A 17,765-nucleotide genomic window follows, 5' to 3' on the forward strand; every position below is an offset into this window, starting at 1 on the left:
TCTATAGTTTTTTAAAACATATTTTTAAAAAAGGGATCGCCTATGACTATAAAAGCCGGATTTTTTATCTTTGATGAAATGCAACTTCTGGATTTTGCTGCACCCTATGATGAATTTTGTTCAACTCCTGAAATAGAAGTTTCTCTCATCGGAGAAAGCTTGAAGCCAATTACAACGACGAGCGGATTATCCTTTGCGCCCGATCATGACATCAGCACAATCCTTCCGCTTGATGTCCTGTGCATTCCCGGAGGAAATGGCGTCAATCAATTTTTGAACAATGAACCGGTTCTCGATTTCATCCGTAAAGAAGCAAAAGAGACCCGCTTTCTCACATCGGTTTGCACCGGTTCGCTTATTCTGGGTGCAAGCGGCCTTCTTAAAGGTCGCAAAGCCACAACCCACTGGAGCGCCATGGAATTTCTACCGATTTTCGGAGCCATTCCTGTTGAGGAACGCGTGGTTGCCGATGGTCACATCATAACCGCCGGCGGGATTACCGCAGGTATGGATTTCGGCTTGGTCATCATCGCAAAACTTCTTGGCCAGGAAACGGCCGAAAAAATTCAATTGCGCATGCAATATGATCCCGAACCGCCATTTGATTGTGGAACACCTGAGAAAGCCCCGAAGGCCTTGGTAGAGCAACTTCAACGGGAAAATAGTACTGACGAACGGAGAAAACTTGTCCGGAAATGGCAGGAAAAACACGGATTCTGACGAGCTATTGCGAGCCGCAATTTCCGATAGCCGTGAAATTGATGTTTCCGGAAATATTCTGGTCAAAAAAATGCCGGTATAAACCGGCATTTCAAGCATAATTGAAACTCTCCGCTGTTTTTTAACAGATCGGAGGAAACCATCGATAATTGATGGTTTCAGAGGCTTACCAATAGCCCAATATTTTCCACCAGATTCCGCCAATAATTGCGAAGACCAGAAGATTGACGACACTCATCACAAAGCCCACGCCCCACCAGCGGCCGAGACTGACATAACCGGAACCGAAGATGATCGGCGATGTACCGGTGGCATAGTGGGTCAAGCACATCATGATTGCCGAAGCAGCAGCCATCAGCAACATAAAGAGATTGACATAATCAGCGGGAATGAGGTGAACACCAACCATCAGGAAAGCCAGCATCATCGCGCTGATATGGGCTGTCGTACTTGCAAACACGTAGTGTGTATACATGAATGTCAGGATCAATATAGCCATAGCTACAGGCCAACTCATTCCACTTGATTCGATAGCGAAACGAAGACCGTCAGAGAACCAGGCAATAACGCCAAGTTTGTTAAGCTGGCCGGCAAGCATAACCAGCGCACCGAACCAGATAAGTGTATCCCATGCGCTTTTTTCCTTCAGCACATCATCCCAGGTCAGTGTTCCGCACAAAAGCAGGATAACAAGACCGACAAATGCGACTGCTGTCGGATCAACCGCAAAGGACGGGCCGAACAATGCAGCCGGAAGACCTGCCCACAACAGAAGCATAATAATGAATGTGAGCAACATAATAATTTCCGGAGCTTTGACTTTACCCAATTTCTGCAACTCGTCATGAGCAAAAGTGACGGCATTCGGAGTGACTTTCAGTTCTGGCGGAGAAATCAGATAAATGACAAAGGGCATAATCAACATTGCAACAATGCCCGGTACCAACATGCAAAGTGCCCAGGTGCTCCATGAAAGCGTGAAACCTTGATGGGTTGCTTCGGCAATATAATTGACAACCAGCGGATTTGGTGCGGTCGCTGTAATAAACATTGCCGAGCTGATCGGATTTGCATGATAATTGACTAGAGCAAGATAAGTGCCGACTTTGCCTTGCGTTCCTTTCTGGGGAACAGAATCGTAGGCAAGGGCAATCGAGCGCATGATCGGGTGGATAATACCGCCGCAGCGTGCTGTATTGCTTGGGGTAAAAGGAGCAAGCAATAATTCGCAAAGTGCAAGCCCGTATCCGATACCGATCGTCCGTTTACCGAGAAGACGGATGAAATAATATCCAATCCGCGCACCCAAACCTGTTTTAATCAGGCCGCGCGAAACAATGACCGAAATAACAATGAGCCATATGAGTGCATTGTCCATCGAACCAAGCGCATCGGCAACAGCTTTCGGAGAGGTTGGTGATGTCACCTTGGACAACATGACCACGGCAATCGTAATCATCGACATGACGCCAAGAGGCATAACCTTGAGAATGATGCCAAGAATAGCTGCCACAAAAATGGCTACAAAATGCCAAGCTTCTGCGGTCAAACCGGCAGGCTTCGGCGACATGTATAAAGCCCAGTAAATGAGCACACAAATAATACCGGGAATAATACGAAAAGGTACATATTCCGATAGTTTCTGGTTTAATTTGCTTAGGGATTGCATCAATATAATCCTTTATGAAGGCTTCTCCAGTAAGGGGTTTATATAGAAGGTTTCAGTTTATAGACCAGTCAAAAGAAGCCTTGGTCTCATGAAACATCCACATCTTAATATCACTTTGAATGAAACTGGCAATAATATGATTTTTCTTGCCACATTATCCAGATTTGAAACGCACGGCTTATCATTCAAATGATGGAAATAGAATCCTGAGGACGATCATCCAACGAATAAAATCCACGATATTCGCTTTCGCTATGCGATCATTTGCAGGTTTGTTTTGCGATTGATCTATCGGTTTATTATGCATTGGCCGTAGTTTACCCATTTTTCACTTCATAAATCTTTGATTTGCATAATTTTTTAAAAAATACAGCGCTCACGGAAATTCGTTTGTTTGAAAAGGTGACCGCGAACCAACCAGACTTTTGTCGATGTCATGTCTTTGATCGGATATACGGTCTTCAAATTTTTCCGCCAATGCCTTTAAACTTTTCAACAAAAGCAGAAATTTTATCAAAAACTGTTTTCTTTTTTGACGCATATTGCGGATTAAGCGGACTCATTCTTGGAAGAACCTCACTCAAGTCAGTGCCGTTCTCATTGGCAAATTCGTGCTTTAGAGAGGTCGCCAAATAGCGTTTTGCGGCATCCTCCCGCAAATTTTCGGAAGCAATCAGTTCTTCGGCTTCCCGCGCCTGTTCTTTTTGTGCAAATTGATAGAACTCGTCGATAATGCTTGATTTATCGGGAATTTTATCGAAATCGACGTGATTGATAAAATCGACAATCAGGCTTTCTTTGGCTCTGCTTCCCACGCTTGAGCGGATCAACCGGCGTCCCTCTTCAACAATCGTCGCCTTATCCTTGTTTTTTCTGGTCTCTTCAAAAATAAGTTCGAGAATATAATCAAGGTTGATTTCTTGCGATTTCAACAAATCGACTTCAAAGACGACGTCTTCCCATATATCGGGTATATCGTCCGGCTTTTCACCATCTCTTTCTCGACGAAGCCAATCGCGAATATCGTTGTAGGTTGACCGGTAATCTTGCAAGAGACGAATGTCAGGAACGTCAATCTCTTGCAGTTCTTTCAATTTTTCATCATCAATCTGATATTTTGCTTGTAAAGCGGCAACATCTTCAGGGTTTTCAATGTCTATTTTTTTAAGTTCATGAAGACAGGTAAACTCGTCGTAATTTCGCAATATATTTTCAATGCGCAAATATTCGCCAAAGAGTTTGACAAAGTCCTTTTTGTCTTTTTCCGTATGAATTGCAGTCGGGTTGGGAAACCGGCTCACGAGTTCGTTGACAATCTCGATGTAGCCACGGTGCCGCTCGCCTGTAAGCTCGTCCGTATAGCCCCTGATATAATCCTCGAAACGCCGCTCAAGAGCGATAGCTCCAATGTCGTCATGATTTTTTTGACCAAAAAGTTTCAAGGCGTCGATTGTCGGCTGTTCAAGATCACGAAAGGTTATAATATTGCCGAATGTTTTGGTTGCATTATAAATGCGATTTGTGCGCGAATAGGCCTGAATAAGGCCATGATAGCGAAGATTTTTATCAACAAACAAAGTATTCAATTGTGGTGCATCAAAGCCGGTCAAAAACATGCCGACAACAATCAGAAGATCAACTTCCTGTTTTTTTACCCTTAAAGACAGATCACGATAATAATTCTGGAAGCCTTCACTATCGACACTGAACTTGCATTTAAAATATTCGTTATAATCGTTGATCGCTGCTGTTAGAAATTCTTTATCCGACTGTTGAAGCTGTGAGGGATCAAAGCTCTCGTCGGCAATTTCGCCTTTAGCATCGGGTAGTTTTTCGCAAAGTGCATCTTGTTCGCCATTGGCTGCAAAAGAAAAAATCGTTGCAATTTTCAAACTGTGATCGCAGTCTTTTTGCAAGGCTTTCAGGCAATTATAGTAAGCTTTGGCAGCCTCTACGCTTGAAACCGCAAACATGGCATTAAAACCTTTGCCATTTGGTACATTGCGGTGTGTTTTGATAGAAAAATTGTCGAGAATATAACGCGAAATTTCTTTAATCCGATTGGGGTGTAGCAATGCGTCGCTGGTTTCCGCAGCCGAGAGCTTTTCAATGTCCTGTTCACTTTCCACTTTGTTGAAAAGCGGGCGCACATTATTATAATCAACCTTGAATTTTAAAACTTTTTCATCACGAATAGCGTCGGTGATAACATAGCTGTGCAATAATTTGCCGAAAACGCTTTCGGTCGTTTGGGCGCCTAGAGCATTTTTTTCAAAAATCGGAGTTCCTGTAAAACCGAACTGATAAAACTGCTTGAACTTCTTGTTAATGTTCTTTTGTGCTTCCCCGAATTGCGATCGATGCGCTTCATCAAAAATGAAAACGACCTGCTTGTTATAGATTGACAAATCATCTTCACTTTTTATCAGATTGTTGAGTTTCTGAATGGTCGTAACGATGATTTTATTATCATTATTCTCGACATTATACTTCAATCCGGCCGTGTTGTTGGATCCGATAACGCTATCGCGCGAAAAACGCCGGTATTCTTTCATCGTTTGATAATCAAGGTCCTTGCGGTCGACCACAAAGAGAACCTTGTCAATAAAATCGAGCTCGGTTGCCATAAGCGCTGTTTTAAAACTGGTCAGCGTTTTTCCCGAACCTGTTGTATGCCAGATAAAGCCGCCGCCTTCTGTACTGTGCCACTTTTTAGCGTTATGGGCGGATTTGAGTTTCCATAAAATACGTTCTGTTGCGGCGATCTGATAGGGGCGCATAATCAACAGCGTATTTTCCACATCAAAAATCGAATAATTTATAAGTATATTGAGCAACGTGTTCCTGGAAAGAAATGTAGCGGTAAAATCTTTCAAATCCGATATAATCGAGTTGTCCGAACGCGCCCAATTCATTGTGAAATCGAAGCTATTTTTGTCACGCTTGGTGGTGTTGGCAAAATAACGTGTGTTCGTACCGTTAGAAATGACAAATATCTGCAAAAACTTGAAAAGTGAATTATCTTTATTGAAGCTTTCTTTGGTATAGCGATGAATCTGGTTGAATGCTTCACGTATGGCAACGCCACGCTTTTTGAGCTCCACCTGAACCAATGGCAAGCCGTTGACCAGAATGGTTACATCATAGCGGTTGGCAAAGGTACCCTCTTGTTCAAACTGGTTGATAACCTGAAGCTGATTGCGAAAAATATTCTTCTTATCAATGAGATAAATATTTTTTATTTCGCCATTATCGAAAGTAAAATCATAGATATGGTTGTTCTGGATTTTGCGGGTTTTATCTATAATCGTATCACTTGGGCGATCAAGATAGTCGGTTAGAAACCTCTGCCATTCACTATTGGAAAAATGGACGGAATTCAATTTTTCCAATTGCTCGCGCAAATTTATAAGTAATGCTTCGTGTGAGGTGAGCTTAGGCAAATATTCATAGCCTTGGGAAGACAGATCTTTTATAAGCTCATTTTCAAGACCGGCTTCAGTCTGGTAGGTAGCACCTGTTTGTTCTATGGTGTCGTAACGATCAAGCACAATAAAACTATTAGTTTCGGCAATCGGTTTTGTTTCAACAGCCATTTTTCCCCGCCTTATGCAGTTAATTTATAGGTTCGTCGGACTCTGTTTTATTGCATCATTTCCCGGTTTAGGAAAATTCAACAACTGGTTCCGATAATATTCATATTGTTTATTTCGCAATTCAATTTCTCTCGGTAATCCTTCTGAAATCGAAGTTGCTAACGCGGAAAAAGCATCTAATTTCTGCACAATTTCTTTCTGTGCAGATAAGGGAGGAATAGGTATTGGAATTTTGTTTAAAATAGCTTGCGTAAGACTCGGCCTACTTGAACCCGTATCCAGTTTTTCAATATTCAAATTTTTTATAAAATAATAAAAAAATTTTGGAAAGATTATTTTTTCATTTATTACTGTATAATAAATTGTGTCTACGTTCCAAAATGGTTCTTCTAAATAAAAAATATTATTCAATGAACCTTTCCGCGGTATCAAGACAGATAGTTTATCGTATGAACAAGTATCTACATAGCCTATTATGCCGCCTGTACCAAATACCGGAACACATCCACAATTTAAGCTTTTCCAATCTTTTCCATTTTTTAGTGTTACGACTTCTTTTAATACCGTCCATTCAACTTCATTGTCAGAAAAAGTAAGTAATTTATTGAGATAATAGGTGTATTGTTTTTTACGTTGATTAAGCTCTGCGGTGAGCTCTGCGGTGAGCTCTGCGGCATGAGACGTAAACGCATCCAATATCCGGACAATTTCCTTTTGAACAGATAATGGCGGTATAGGAAACATCCACTTTTTTAATTTATCCATCTGGACGGAAGGAAAACTCGATATACTGGTGTTTTCTTGCGCTTTTTTATCAATAACAAAAAAATAATAGTAAACGTATTTTATGTCTAAAAGCGTCTTATATTTTCCCCTAACGGAAAAATTTGTAAAACGTTGATTACATAGAAAATCGGTTAGTATAAGAGCATGTTCTCCCACTGTTGCCGATGTAGACATGATAATTGAATCTTTAGGAAATAATTTGCCTTTCACTCCATTGATATGAACTTTTTGAGCAGAGTCCTTTAAAATACGTTCACCCGCTCGCAAATCTTCCATCCTGAACCAAGGAACCGTTCCGCCGATCCAATATTCTTTAACAGATTTACTGGGTGTATATCCATTTTTTAATGTAAAAATTTCGTCTATTGGTTTCCATTCGACCTCGGCACCTTTGAGCAGCTTTTCTATGATTGATTGGCTCATGCTTCTATTCCCGCAACAATCTGGTCGATTTCAGCGCGAAGTTTATCGATTTTTTTGACCGTCTCTTTGATTTCAGTATTGAGTTTTTGAATGTCGATTTTTTCGCTTTTGTCTTCCTGTTCCACATAAGAACTTACAGAAAGATTATAATTGTTTTCCTTGATCGCTTCATAAGAAACCATCTTCATTTTATAATCGACATCTTGCTTATCTGCGAAGAGCTTCAAGATTTCGGCAATATTGTCTTCTGTCAGGATATTATTATTGGTTTCTTTTTTGAAAATATCTCCGGCATCTATAAAGGCCGTTTCAGTATGTCGCTTGTTTTTTGCCAGAATTAAAATATTAACCGCGATGCTGGTGCCAAAAAACAGATTGGGTGCCAGAGCAATAACGGTATCGACATAATTGTTATCAACCAGATATTGGCGAATTTTTTGTTCGGCCCCGCCACGATAAAAAATGCCGGGAAAGCAGACAATTGCCGCGCGCCCTTTGGGAGAAAGATAGCTTAAAGCATGGAGAACAAAAGCAAAATCTGCCTTCGACTTCGGTGGCAATACACCGGCAGGGGCAAAACGCTCGTCATTGATAAGGGTCGGGTCATCGCTGCCAATCCAGTGAACCGAATAGGGGGGATTGGAAACAATCGCGTCAAACGGTTTGTCATTATTATGTTTCGGTTCCAATAATGTGTCGCCCAAAGCAATGTCGAATTTGTCATAATTGACATTATGCAAAAACATATTCATACGGGCGAGGTTATAGGTGGTATGGTTGATTTCCTGACCGAAAAATCCTTCTTCAATGATGTGTTTGTCAAATTGCTTCTTTGCCTGTAGCAACAAAGATCCGGAACCGGCTGCCGGGTCATATATTTTATTGACATGGTCCTGACCATATAAGGCAAGTTGGGCAATAAGTTTTGACACGCTTTGCGGCGTAAAAAACTCGCCACCGGATTTACCGGCATTGGCAGCATAATTGGAAATCAGATATTCATAAGCATCGCCAAACAGATCAATGTGATTATCCTGAAAATCTCCAAGATCAAATTCCGCCACACCCTTTAGCACCTTGGCCAAGGTTTTGTTTTTATCCTGAACAGAATTTCCCAATCTGTTGCTGGTTGTATCAAAATCGGCAAAAAGGCCTTTAATATCCGGCTCGGACTTATGCCCATTTGCGGAATTTTCAATAGCATCAAATATTTGTCTTAATTCAATATTGAGCTCGTCATTCTGGTCAGCTGTTGCAACGACATTTTCAAACAATTGACTGGGAGCGATAAAATAACCTTTTTCCTTTATCGCAAGAATACGCGTTTCGTCGGGAATGTCTTTATCTGCAATTTTTGCATAATTGATCGTTTCATCGCCTGCTTGAATGTAGTCGCAAAAATTCTCACTCATAAAACGATAAAACAATGTGCCCAACACATATTGCTTGAAATCCCAGCCATCGACCGAACCGCGCACATCATTGGCGATTTGCCAGATTTGGCGATGCAATGCTTGACGCTGTTGTTGGCTCTCGGACATTTCACGACTTCCCTTTAAAACTATTTCACTTCATCTAGCGCAAAGTAAACGGGGTTAACAAGCCCGCTCAAATTCAACTGTCATCGCCCAATTGTTTTTCAAGCGCCTGACGGGCAAGACCAACCATATAAGGAAGCAGATCCAGAGACCTGAATTTGGCTTCCACAAAACCGGTTCCAAAATGACCAATCTGTGAGATATCGCGGCAAAGACCACGCGGGTCATCGAGCTCGTTTATCTCGATATTGAGATTCAACGTTAATTGTTTTGATTGCGGCACAACATCAACGAAATTCGTTTCCGCTTTATAGGCGATATAGAGTTTCAAGAATTCCTCTCGCACATTGTCATCAAGATTAAGTATTTCTTTGCGGAAGGCCTCGAACAATTCTCGTGTAATGCCGCTTTGTAAAAACGCATGATCGGCAATTGTATATGATTTCAAAACCGGTTTTTCCGGTTTGAAACGTTCAAGCGATTCTTCGGATATATCCGGTGCACGCCAGATATTGACCGCCTGATCGGCAAGGTTCTTCGCCCGCGCTATGATTGTTTTTTCTGTCCATTCCGTAAGTTTACCAAGCCCTTTATTGAGATGGAGCGGGCTTTCGGCAAAACCGCCTCGCATCGTGCGTTTGTCTTCAAATGACCGGTTGCCATATTCGGAATTATACCCTGTTAGTGTCAGATTACCGGCAGTATGCAACCATGCTTCCTGAACACGTTGCCAATCTTCCCCAAGCATTTTTTGCCAATCCTTCGGCAATGGCGTTGATTGCGGCATAATATGTTCAATTGTGTAATCATTAACAGCGACCCGCTCTTTACGACCAAAGTTTTCAAACCGGCGCAACCAGTAAGACCGACTGCGGAAATGATAGAGATCACGGTGCTGGAAATTTTCTTTAAACTCTTCATTTGTCGGAAAACGCCTATAAGACGTCATCAAACTGAAGGCCGCTTTCACACTTTCGAGATAATCACTTTTATCAATATCACGATAAAGCGTTGCAAAGGTTTTATTCAACGAATTGGTCGGAATCGAACAAATTGCCCTTCGGAACACATAGGCTTCCACCAAACGGACAATTTCGATAAAATCACTTTTTTCAAGGGTGCCGTTGGCATAATCGGCATAAACCGGCAGCAAAAAAGGATATGCGACGTCAACTTTAAGTTCGCTCAAATCAAAAAAAGCTTGTGCCAGCTCTTTATCATTTTCCCCTTCAAGAGCCATTGCGCAATAATAGCGGGCAAAGCGCAACATATCATCAACAATGTTCTCGATTGTTTTAATATTGTCAGTGCGTGCAAACTGCTTGAAGCCGGCATAAACTTCATCCAGCCGCGGTATTGAGCCGGTTTTGACTGTGAGATAATGCCGCATAAAACTGTTGAATTCTGTGTCATAGGCCTCTTGCCCGAAAAGTTTTTCCATCGGTTGCCAATAAGCACGATAAAGCCGCGTCTGTTGATCCGGCTCCAGTCCCATAAGAAAAAAATTCCGGATAAGGTCTGCCTGTGTCAATTGCAGACCTGTCGAATTCATACTTTCAAAAATGAGCTGCGGATTATCTTGCCCTCTGGCAAGAGCCACATAAACAATAAGAAGTTTTGCAATTCCCCGGCATAGAAGCTTTAATTCCTGTTCATTGAGCCTGGCAAGTTGAGTTTGGAAATCATGGTAGTTTGCCAAAATACGTTCCGACTCTGCTGCCGGCAAAGGCGTGTCATTAACAAGCGCCAACAATGTATCGCGGTCGGTTTCGGTTAAAAGAAGACGGTTATGCCGATCTCCGTCCTCATATTCATTGACAAGGTAATAATTGAATATCTTACGAGCCGAAAAACCGTCATAAGGTTCTCTTGTTCCAACGGTTTTGGCAAGTGCCAATAAAAGCAATGTCAAAGTGGTTATTCTTTGTTGACCATCTATGACAAGTAATGGCGCATTATGAGCATCATTATTGGCGATATAGACAACTGTTCCAAGAAAATGGCCTGCATTGTCATTTGCTCTACCGGCGCGCAAAATATCATGCCACAATTGTTCGCATTGTGTTGATGTCCACGAATATTTGCGTTGATAAATCGGAATGATAAATTGGCGGGCATCTTCCAAAAATTTGAGAAGATTAACGTTGCCAGCATCCATTTTCTGTTCTCCCCGGTAGTCTTTCCGGCTTAAACGAAATGGAACTTGTTGTCTATGTTTTAACAGTTTTGGACAAAAATTAAATCACAGATAGCCGCATCGTCGCAAATATAAATTGCGCGTTTTCCGATAACGGATTGAACCCGTCAATGACGGCTAACCGGATGATCGGCAATGAGTCCAATTGATAACCTTGTACTTCATGCAAACTGTTTTACTGAAAAGTGATCCGGATCAAGAGCATATTAGATAAGCCAATTTCATCCCGATCATGCACCTCTTCCGGCAATAAAAGGCTTTCCCGATTTTTGTCCTCACGGCATCACTGTCAGAAGCACTCAATTTTCAACTTTTTTGATAATTTTATCCATATCGGCAATTTTCAGATCATGGTCGAGATAAGCTCTCTTGTCTGATAGCTCGATATCCAACCCGTATTTCACCTCGTATGCCAAAGTGCCTTGTTCAATTGAAAAATCAATGACATGCCCGCCCGATGTTTTGCTTTTATCAATGAAATGAAGATGAAAACCGGCAACAGAAATGTTCTGGAAAAATTCAGGGGTCCAGAATCCGATCAGTTCTCCTTCGACATCTTCGACATCCTCAACAATTTGATGTTCTGCAACTTCCAATGCATTCTTGAAGCGTTGCTGAAGCTCTCTCGGCCTTCTCACTTTCAAATGGCCGAATTTGCCTTCCAATTTCAGCGCCAGAAACACATTGTCAAACTTCAGATGTCTGGATAATTCCTGATATAAAGTGGCTTTCGATAACTGTGAAATTTCAAAACTTGCTTCAGGCTCGAAAGTCGTAATCTGGGCAAAAGGCATTTTTTCGTTATCATCCATTATGCGCAATGGCTTATTGCCCTTGGCATCAAGAAAATGACAACAATCTATGATGACTTCCCCTGTCAAACCGTCAGAACAGCCCAAACCGAAATGACCATGCTTTTTTATCTCCGATATGGGAAATAAACCTTCAAAAACGCCTCCCATGAGGGCATTCACGCCTGAAAATTGCGTAATTTTTTTGGTCATTATGTGTTTTTCCTGTTTAGAACAGCAAACCCGATTTCTCGCGGCTGATTGCGTTTTTTTAAAGAGAACTGTTTTCTACATAGCAACCACATTCATAAGTTCAATAACAGGTTGTTTTGATAGTTGCAAAGATCTTGAGGATGAGAATTGATATTCCCGACAAAGTCACATGCTTTTGGGCGGTGGCGAAGGATATTTTTATGGTGTTACACGGCTCACAGATGTTACATATCAATTTTCCAAATTGGAAATGTTTTCCAATCATCAGGAAAGCCCATAGGTTTTAGATCAACATTTGATCGGCCAAGTAATTCATATAACTTGTTTTTCCATTGTGTATTAGGAGCAGTTATTTTTAATAGGTAATTTATAATACATAATGTATTGTAAATGTTTTTTAAATTTTTACTATTCATTGAAATATTCAAATAATCAGGATAATTAGGTATTGTCATGGTGACGGTAAATATTTTATTCCATAATCTACCATGATGAGCACATATATTCCTTATATAGGCGAGATGGTGAATTATAGATACAAACACTTTTTCATCTAATTTAAAATTTTCAGCAATTAATTGCCTATCTTTCCGGAACTTCAAATTCGCAATCCATTTTGACAATTGCCCTAAAGATATTACTTCGGCAGTCATCCAGATTGGAGGCTCCGTTGGGTCACCATATTTATTTTTATAATGTTCAATAAATGTATCCTTTGATCTCTTTATTTCATTAATCAATAATGAACAAGCTTCATCATAGTGAGTAGGCTTTGCATAAAGATTTCGGTCTAAATAACCATGCGCTCCATACGTAGTGGCTAAATAATAAGCCCATGAAGCACGTACTGAAACTTCAATACGCTCGACAGCATCCATTATTAAAAGACGTAATTCTCTATCAAAAACATATAAATCGACAACATCCTCAAAAGAAGTTCCTTCCTTAAAAGCATGCTCATCAGGAACATCGCATTTTATCTCGAAAGGTAACCAGTATGCACGCAATCTATAATAACTTATATGTTTTAGATAATGCACGGCTCGATCATAGTCATGAATCAACATGCCACGCTTTTTTAAGAGTATTATTTGTTCATCTATACTTATTGGCGGTTTTATAAATTTCATAAATACTGCTTAAACTATTTTTTAAGTTTATAAAAGCAAAAAACCCGCCTGGGTGCGCAGTTCAATGACGAATCATTGTCCGAGGCGTGGCGGGTCTTATTATGGATATATATGGATTATTGCCTAACAAAAATCAATACGAAACTGTGGATATTTAATGTTCCTTTGTGCATAACGATGTTGTTATGAATTTTATCGCTTGACTCTTTATAAATAGTAGTGAGCGAAATTTCATCTAAGGTTGTCATTATCATTCTATAAAATATAGATTTTTCATTGTGATAGCATAAAATATATTATTCTTTCTTCAATCGCACACTTGCGCTGCTTCCAATTTCAGAGATGAACTTCACATCAGCATTGAATCAATGGAAAGGGTGATTCTGTTTGTCCGCTTTTTGTATGGCGTTCATTCAGTATCGCAGTGGTACTTTTCCAATATGCCACCCCATACAGATAGCGCAGGCAACAGAATGATGCACAAAGAAAATTCAAAGACAACATAGACGGAGCCGCAGTCGTCTGGATAGCCATTTCTCGTATTGCTTTCTGTTTATAATCGCGACAACTGGTCAAACAAAATGGCTTATTTTAATTCATTTGGTTCCGAATTGGTTCGGCGTGATTTTACATAAACAAAAAGCGCCTTACGGCGCTTGTCTAATTCTTGATTCTCTCAAGATTTATTGGAGCGGGCGATGGGATTCGAACCCACGACCCCAACCTTGGCAAGGTTGTGCTCTACCCCTGAGCTACACCCGCTCACAAACCGGAAGCGCTTCGCTTCGGTCGTGCCTATATGACCCAACCTTGCGACGATTGCAACATAAAAAATAAAATTCTTTCAATATTCGTTTTTCATGCTTTAAAAATCGTTGAAAATATTGATTTCCGGTCATGGCTCCAATAAAGCTTTTAAGAGGTTTTAGAGGGAGAAGTGATTATGCGTCGTTTGGTTCTGGCAGCCGCAGCTATTCTGGCATTGGGAAATTTTTCATTCGCAGCCGATAAAGTGAAAGTCGATATTACGCAGATTGTTGCCCATCCGGCTTTGGATGCCGTGCGCAAAGGCGTAGAGGATGTCCTCGCACAACAGGGTTACAAGAATGGGGAGAATCTTGTTCTCAACTTCCAGTCAGCACAGGGAAACATTTCCACAGCAACCCAGATTGCCCGCCAATTTGTTGGCGACAAGCCGGATGTGATTGTGACCATTTCAACGCCGTCGGCACAGACCATGCTTGCAGCAACCAAGAACATACCAATTGTTTTTGCGGCTGTTTCAGACCCCGTTGAAGCAAAGCTCGTACCGGATATGAAAAACCCCGGTGGAAACGTCACCGGCATATGCGACCGCTCGCCGGTTGAAGAACATATAAAACTCTTGAAAGAAATCAGACCTGATCTGAAAAAACTCGGCTACCTTTATAATGCTGCCGAGGCCAATTCGGTTTCGACCCTGAATGTTTTGAAAAAGCTCGCAGAAGAAGACGGCATAGAGGTTATCCCCTCGGCTGCACCGAAATCATCCGACGTGCAGGCAGCAACCCGCGCCCTTATCGGCAAAGTCGATATGATTTATGTACCGACAGACAATACAATTATCTCGGTGCTTGAAGGGGCAACAAAAGTAGCAGCCGAATCAAAAACACCGCTTTTTACGGCTGATCCGAGTTCGATTGGACGTGGCGCCTTTGCAGCCCAGGGAATCGATTATTATGATTCGGGACTTGAGGCGGGTAAACTCGTTGGCCGTATTTTAAAAGGTGAAAAGCCCGCAGACATCGCTGTTGTCATACCGGACGGAAAAAATGTGGCGATTGACCTTCAAGCTGCAGAAAAAATGGGGGTTGTGATTCCCCAACCGGTACTTGATCGGGCTGCAAAAATTATCAACAAATAAGGTATCCTGACGGTGGAATTTTTCGATACTGACATAATTGCAAGCGGGGCAATTGCCTCATGAGTATGTTTGCCTTTACCGGTGCTGTCGAGCTCGGGCTTGTTTATGCGTTTGTCGCTATCGGAGTCTATTTATCGTTCCGGATTCTCGATTTTCCGGATTTGACGGTAGACGGTTCGTTTCTGTTAGGCTCGACTGTCTGCGGTGTTATGATTCTATGCGGTTTTAATCCGTGGTTTGCCATGTTTTCGGCTTTGATTGCAGGAATGATTGCCGGACTTGTTACCGCACTTTTGAATTTGAAGTTCGGCATTCTGAACCTCCTTGCATCCATATTGACGATGTCGGCGCTCTACACCATCAATCTTCGCATTATGGGAATTATGGGGGTATCGAATGTCAATCTGGGTTCGGCAGATACCGCGCTCACACCGTTTTATAATCTGTTCGGATTGCCGGATATGATTATCCGCCCGCTTTTCGTCGGTATTCTCGTCATCATTGTTGCTTTTCTTGTCTGGCGTTTTCTGGAAAGTGAAGTCGGCCTTGCCATGCGGGCAACCGGAACGAATCAGCGTATGGCGAAAGCTCAGGGAATCAAAACCGCACTTCTCATTTATGCCGGTATGGGATTATCAAATGGTCTCGTTGCTCTTGGCGGGTCGCTTTATATCCAGACCGCTATTGCGACCGATATAACAGGAGGTGCAGGAACCATTGTGTTCGGGCTTGCTGCCGTTATTATCGGCGAGACATTGTTTAGAACCCGAAACCTTTTACTGATTATCATAAGCTGCATTGTCGGTTCTGTCCTTTATCGTGTTGCTGTGCAATTTGCATTTGAAGGCAGCAGCCTTGGCATTGATACATCGACAGACTTGCAGCTTATTACCGCTTTGATTGTGGTATTGACTCTTGTTTTGCCGCATTATCTGGGGGCAAAAAAGCATGATTGAACTGCAACATATCGGTGTAACATTCAAAGCCGGAACGCCCTTGGAAAAACAGGCGCTTATCGATCTCAACCTAAAAATTGAGCGTGGCAGCTTTGTAACCATTATCGGCTCGAATGGTGCCGGCAAATCGACCATGCTTGGGGTTCTCGCCGGAGATATTTTGCCCAATGAAGGCAAAGTCATTATCAACAATATTGATGTTTCGAGAAAATCGACAGCCGAACGGGCAGGCATGATCGCACGGGTTTTTCAGGATCCCTTGGCGGGAAGCTGCGGGTCACTCACCATCGAAGAAAATCTCGCCCTTGCCGCCCGTCGCGGGAAACGGCGGGGGTTGCGTTCGGCTTTGACAAAAGAAAACCGCGAAATATTCCGCGCCCGAATCGCCGCTCTCGGTCTTGGCCTTGAAGACCGCATCCAGAACCGGATGGACAGTCTTTCGGGCGGGCAACGTCAGGCTTTGGCGTTAATTATGGCCACCTTGTCGGATGCCGATGTTTTGCTGCTTGACGAACACACAGCCGCACTTGATCCGGGGATGGCCGAATTTGTCATGAAACTGACAGAAAAAGTTATCAAGGAAAACAATCTGACCACTTTGATGGTTACCCATTCTATGCGGCAGGCACTTGATTATGGTGATCGTACCTTTATGCTGCATGGTGGAAAGGTGATACTTGATGTGCACGAAGAAGAACGCAAAGGTCTTGATGTGAGCGACCTTGTCGGCATGTTCCAGAAGGTCAGGGGTGAAGCGCTCGACGATGACAAGCTGCTGATGGATTAACATGGCGCAGAAAAAAGCTCATGAGGTTGACGGTTTCCTTTCACGTTTACAAGCGCAATACCCCATTGTTCTCATTTACGGTCCCGATAAGGGGCTTGTTTCCGAACGGGCGTCGAAATTTGCCAAGCTCACAGGCGTCAAACTTGATGACCCGTTTTCCAATATCCGGCTTGAAGCGGCCGATCTTGAACGCGACCCTACGCGCCTTCTCGACGAAGCCCATACGGTTTCGCTGTTTGGCGGAAAGCGGCTCATCTCGATAAAAAACGCCGGCAATGGACGAAATCTCACCGAAGTCATCAAAAAACTTGCAAAAACCGGCCTTGAAAATGTTTATCTGATGATAGAAGCCGGAGACCTTAAAAAAGGTGCCGGCCTACGCTCGGCTGTAGAAACTGCAGCGTCAGCCATGGCGCTTCCCTGTTATGCCGATGATGCACGCTCGCTTGAAGGTCTGATTGATCAGGTGCTCGGTGAATATCACCTTGCTATTTCGCTTGAAGCAAGAAAATGGCTTAAAGAAAGTCTGGGGGGTGACCGGCTTATCTCGCGTAGTGAATTGGACAAGCTTTGCCTTTACGCAATGGGTAAAGACGAGATTACACTTGATGACGTAAAAGCTGCCGTCAGTGATGTAAGCGGCCTCACTTATGATGAAATGATTGATGCTGTGCTCATTGGTGATCTCGTCGGCTTCAACAACCGTTTCGACCGTCAGGTTGCAACCGGTAACGCACTTTTTTTGATATTAAGCGCTGCCGAGAGACAATTCCAACAATTGCAACTTTTGCGCCAGCAAGTGGAAGTCGAGGGAAAGTCGCCCTCCTCGGCCATTGCTTCGGCGCGTCCGCCTATTTTCTTTCGCCGACAAAAGATCATGGAACAGGCACTCAGCCGTTGGACATTGCAGCGGATTGCGGAAGCCATGGAACGGCTACAAAAAGCTGTTCTTGAAAGCAGGCAAAATGCGGCTCTTGCCGAACCGGTTATCCGGCAGGCACTTCTGGCGCTTGCTGTCCAATCAAAGCGCCAGAACTAGATTCCGGTTTTAAACAA

At 42.6% G+C, this 17,765-nt stretch carries 12 protein-coding genes and 1 tRNA gene; 5 read left to right on the top strand and 8 right to left on the bottom strand.

Annotated elements, in window-relative coordinates; genetic code table 11:
* Nucleotides 1–42: 42 nt before the first annotated feature.
* Complete coding sequence (locus GQS64_RS01080) at nucleotides 43–720, top strand: DJ-1/PfpI family protein (protein WP_198230360.1); 678 nt, start codon at nucleotides 43–45, stop codon at nucleotides 718–720.
* A gap of 166 nt (nucleotides 721–886) precedes the next feature.
* Here GQS64_RS01080 and GQS64_RS01085 read toward each other — a convergent pair whose 3' ends face one another.
* From GQS64_RS01085 to GQS64_RS01120, 8 genes are all read right to left on the bottom strand, one after another.
* Nucleotides 887–2,389 carry a DASS family sodium-coupled anion symporter gene (locus GQS64_RS01085; RefSeq protein WP_077994272.1) on the bottom strand — a complete coding sequence of 501 codons (1,503 nt, stop codon included), beginning with the start codon at nucleotides 2,387–2,389 and terminating at the stop codon, nucleotides 887–889.
* 461 nt (nucleotides 2,390–2,850) lie between these two features.
* Nucleotides 2,851–5,985, bottom strand: coding sequence for a type I restriction endonuclease subunit R (locus GQS64_RS01090; RefSeq protein WP_198230361.1), 3,135 nt, complete (start codon nucleotides 5,983–5,985; stop codon nucleotides 2,851–2,853).
* 24 nt (nucleotides 5,986–6,009) lie between these two features.
* A complete protein-coding gene (locus GQS64_RS01095) occupies nucleotides 6,010–7,194 on the bottom strand; it encodes a restriction endonuclease subunit S (protein ID WP_198230362.1) in 1,185 nt (394 codons plus the stop codon).
* Nucleotides 7,191–8,735, bottom strand: a complete 1,545-nt coding sequence (locus GQS64_RS01100; protein WP_198230363.1) for a type I restriction-modification system subunit M — start codon at nucleotides 8,733–8,735, stop codon at nucleotides 7,191–7,193. The genes GQS64_RS01095 and GQS64_RS01100 overlap by 4 nt, the downstream gene beginning before the upstream one ends.
* Nucleotides 8,736–8,808: 73 nt before the next feature.
* On the bottom strand, nucleotides 8,809–10,890 hold the full coding sequence (locus tag GQS64_RS01105; protein ID WP_198230364.1) for a DUF262 and DUF1524 domain-containing protein: 2,082 nt from the start codon (nucleotides 10,888–10,890) through the stop codon (nucleotides 8,809–8,811).
* Between the two features lie 338 nt (nucleotides 10,891–11,228).
* Nucleotides 11,229–11,933, bottom strand: a complete 705-nt coding sequence (gene budA / locus GQS64_RS01110) for an acetolactate decarboxylase (protein ID WP_198230365.1) — start codon at nucleotides 11,931–11,933, stop codon at nucleotides 11,229–11,231.
* A 224-nt stretch (nucleotides 11,934–12,157) separates the two neighbouring features.
* Nucleotides 12,158–13,063, bottom strand: coding sequence for an Abi family protein (locus tag GQS64_RS01115; RefSeq protein ID WP_198230366.1), 906 nt, complete (start codon nucleotides 13,061–13,063; stop codon nucleotides 12,158–12,160).
* A 687-nt stretch (nucleotides 13,064–13,750) separates the two neighbouring features.
* Nucleotides 13,751–13,825 (bottom strand) — tRNA-Gly (locus GQS64_RS01120).
* A gap of 181 nt (nucleotides 13,826–14,006) precedes the next feature.
* Between GQS64_RS01120 and GQS64_RS01125 the strand changes: the two genes are divergently transcribed.
* Genes GQS64_RS01125 through holA form a run of 4 tightly spaced genes read left to right on the top strand, consistent with a single transcriptional unit; the run spans nucleotide 14,007 to nucleotide 17,748 of the window.
* Nucleotides 14,007–14,966: an ABC transporter substrate-binding protein gene (locus GQS64_RS01125; RefSeq protein WP_198230367.1), complete on the top strand. Its 960-nt coding sequence runs from the start codon at nucleotides 14,007–14,009 to the stop codon at nucleotides 14,964–14,966.
* Nucleotides 14,967–15,025: 59 nt separating this feature from the next.
* Complete coding sequence (locus tag GQS64_RS01130) at nucleotides 15,026–15,922, top strand: ABC transporter permease (RefSeq protein WP_198230368.1); 897 nt, start codon at nucleotides 15,026–15,028, stop codon at nucleotides 15,920–15,922.
* Complete coding sequence (locus GQS64_RS01135) at nucleotides 15,915–16,709, top strand: ABC transporter ATP-binding protein (protein ID WP_075869455.1); 795 nt, start codon at nucleotides 15,915–15,917, stop codon at nucleotides 16,707–16,709. Before GQS64_RS01130 ends, GQS64_RS01135 begins: the two co-directional genes overlap by 8 nt.
* Before the next feature lies 1 nt (nucleotide 16,710).
* Nucleotides 16,711–17,748 (top strand): DNA polymerase III subunit delta, encoded by a 1,038-nt coding sequence (gene holA, locus GQS64_RS01140; protein ID WP_198230369.1) that lies wholly within the window; start codon nucleotides 16,711–16,713, stop codon nucleotides 17,746–17,748.
* Nucleotides 17,749–17,765: the final 17 nt, after the last annotated feature.

The organism is Bartonella sp. P0282 (genome assembly GCF_048452985.1).
GTDB lineage: Bacteria > Pseudomonadota > Alphaproteobacteria > Rhizobiales > Rhizobiaceae > Bartonella > Bartonella choladocola.

Bases quoted from the DNA above. Each gene is read 5' to 3' on its own strand.
- GQS64_RS01080 (WP_198230360.1), top strand. From the start codon at position 43: ATGACTATAAAAGCCGGATTTTTTATCTTTGATGAAATGCAACTTCTG.
- GQS64_RS01085 (WP_077994272.1), bottom strand. From the start codon at position 2,389: ATGCAATCCCTAAGCAAATTAAACCAGAAACTATCGGAATATGTACCT.
- GQS64_RS01090 (WP_198230361.1), bottom strand. From the start codon at position 5,985: ATGGCTGTTGAAACAAAACCGATTGCCGAAACTAATAGTTTTATTGTG.
- GQS64_RS01095 (WP_198230362.1), bottom strand. From the start codon at position 7,194: ATGAGCCAATCAATCATAGAAAAGCTGCTCAAAGGTGCCGAGGTCGAA.
- GQS64_RS01100 (WP_198230363.1), bottom strand. From the start codon at position 8,735: ATGTCCGAGAGCCAACAACAGCGTCAAGCATTGCATCGCCAAATCTGG.
- GQS64_RS01105 (WP_198230364.1), bottom strand. From the start codon at position 10,890: ATGGATGCTGGCAACGTTAATCTTCTCAAATTTTTGGAAGATGCCCGC.
- budA (WP_198230365.1), bottom strand. From the start codon at position 11,933: ATGACCAAAAAAATTACGCAATTTTCAGGCGTGAATGCCCTCATGGGA.
- GQS64_RS01115 (WP_198230366.1), bottom strand. From the start codon at position 13,063: ATGAAATTTATAAAACCGCCAATAAGTATAGATGAACAAATAATACTC.
- GQS64_RS01125 (WP_198230367.1), top strand. From the start codon at position 14,007: ATGCGTCGTTTGGTTCTGGCAGCCGCAGCTATTCTGGCATTGGGAAAT.
- GQS64_RS01130 (WP_198230368.1), top strand. From the start codon at position 15,026: ATGAGTATGTTTGCCTTTACCGGTGCTGTCGAGCTCGGGCTTGTTTAT.
- GQS64_RS01135 (WP_075869455.1), top strand. From the start codon at position 15,915: ATGATTGAACTGCAACATATCGGTGTAACATTCAAAGCCGGAACGCCC.
- holA (WP_198230369.1), top strand. From the start codon at position 16,711: ATGGCGCAGAAAAAAGCTCATGAGGTTGACGGTTTCCTTTCACGTTTA.